2 protein-coding genes are annotated in these 2,258 nt (G+C 61.3%); both read left to right on the top strand.

The window, feature by feature from the left end; translation table 11 throughout:
• On the top strand, nucleotides 1-2,001 hold a 2,001-nt coding region (locus WT24_RS33855), incomplete at its 5' end, for a YadA-like family protein (RefSeq protein ID WP_179949406.1).
• A 90-nt stretch (nucleotides 2,002-2,091) separates the two neighbouring features.
• The coding region (locus tag WT24_RS29010) for a DUF2827 family protein (protein ID WP_156441881.1) at nucleotides 2,092-2,258 on the top strand (167 nt) is incomplete at its 3' end.

Here is a 2,258-nt window from a genome sequence, read left to right as displayed (position 1 = left end):
GGACTGTCGACGTCGGCGTCGACGGGCATCAGCACAGCGCAAAGCGGCGTTACGTCATTGTCGACCAGCCTGAGCGTGACCAACAGTTCGGTTGCTTCGCTGTCGACCGGTGTAGCAAATTCGGTGCAGTATGACAATTCGGCTCATACGTCAGTGACGCTGGGTGGTACAAGCGCGACTGCGCCAGTCAAATTGACCAACGTGGCAGCAGGCGTAGATCCGACCGACGCAGTAAACTATAGCCAGTTGAGTTCACTGTCGACATCGGCCTCGACGGGTATCAGCACGGCACAAAGCGGTGTGAACTCGCTGTCGACCGGATTGAGTACGACGAACAGCAGTTTGGACTCGCTGTCGACCTCGACGTCGAGCAGCGTCAGCTCGCTGTCGACGGGTCTGAGCACGACCAACAGCTCGGTGACGTCGCTGTCGACATCGGCCTCGACGGGTATCAGCACGGCGCAAAGCGGTGTGAACTCGCTGTCGACCGGGTTGAGTACCACGAACAGCAATCTGGACTCGCTGTCGACCTCGACGTCGAGCAGCGTCAGCTCGCTGTCGACGGGTCTGAGCACGACCAACAGCTCGGTGACGTCGCTGTCGACATCGGCTTCGACGGGTATCAGCACGGCGCAAAGCGGTGTGAACTCGCTGTCGACCGGATTGAGCACCACGAACAGCAATCTGGACTCGCTGTCGACTTCGACGTCGAGCAGCGTCAGCTCGCTGTCGACGGGTCTGAGCACGACCAACAGCTCGGTGACGTCGCTGTCGACATCGGCTTCGACGGGTATCAGCACGGCGCAAAGCGGTGTGAACTCGCTGTCGACCGGGTTGAGCACGACCAACAGCACGGTAACGTCGCTGTCGACGTCGACCGCAACGGGGATCGGCTCATTGTCGACCGGTCTCAGCACCGCAAACAGCACGATGACGTCACTGTCCACGTCGACTGCTGCAGCTGTTGGTTCGCTGTCGACGGGCCTTAGCACGACGAACAGTACGGTGACGTCGCTGTCCACGTCGACGTCGAGCGCCGTCGGTTCGTTGTCGACCGGTCTGAGCACGACGAATAGCACCGTGACATCGCTCTCTACCTCGACGTCAACTGGTCTCTCGTCAACGACCAGTGCGATTTCGTCGTTGTCGACGTCGACGTCGACTTCCGTCAGCTCGCTGTCTACCGGCTTGAGTACCACCAACAGCAATGTTGCATCCCTGTCGACCGGGCTTTCCACGACCGACGCCAGCCTGGCGTCGCTGTCGACTGCGGTCGCGCCGCTGACGTCGATCAAGACCCAGACGACGGATGGCAGTACTGCAATCGGTTCGGGCGCATCGGCAGCTGCAAACTCGACAGCCGTTGGCCAAGGCGCGAATGCGTCAGGCACGAATTCAACCGCAGTGGGCGAGGGCGCAACGGCCTCAGGACAGAACTCGACCGCGGAAGGCCAAGGCGCGATCGCATCGGGCAAAAACTCCAAGGCCAACGGTCAAGCAGCGGCCGCAACCGGCGATAACTCGACGGCCTTGGGCCAGGGATCGACGGCCTCGGGAGTCAACACGACCGCGGTGGGCCAAGGCAGCACGGCAACTGCACCGAATTCCGTCGCAGTCGGCACCGGGTCGATCGCCTCGGCTCCGAATACCGTTTCGTTCGGGACGCCCGACAACGAACGTCGCTTGACGAACGTGGCGCCCGGGATCGACGGCACTGATGCAGCCAATATGAATCAACTTTGGCGCGTTCAGTCGTCGGTCAATGAAGTGGCGCGTCGTGCGTACTCGGGCATTGCCGCTGCCACCGCATTGACCATGATTCCGGAGGTCGATCCCGGGAAAACGATCGCGGTCGGGATCGGCACCGGCAGCTACCAAGGTTACGCGGCATCGGCGATCGGGGTATCGGTGCGGTTCAGCGACAACCTGAAGGCTAAACTCGGTGTCGGGATCAGCGGCAACGGCAGTACTTACGGAGCCGGAGTCTCATACCAGTGGTAAGTCGCTGAGACTTATCCCCCGGGACGTGGCGACTGCGCCCGGGGGATCGTGTATCGACGGTCGTATCGAATGACATACGACGAGCACGTAATGCAGACGACATCTAATCACGATGCCCCTTGCTGTCGCATCGACGGGCGACTGGCTGTCGGTATCTCGCTGTTTGCGCGCGATGGCCAGGCGATCTGGGAGAACGGCATTCACCAGAACATCGCGTTCCTCGCGATGATGCTCAAGCGTTCGGATCGCGTCGGCCC

It is taken from the genome of Burkholderia sp. MSMB1078WGS (assembly GCF_001528895.1).
In the GTDB taxonomy this organism is placed as follows: Bacteria; Pseudomonadota; Gammaproteobacteria; order Burkholderiales; family Burkholderiaceae; genus Burkholderia.
This window is presented reverse-complemented; position numbering and strand designations above follow the sequence as displayed.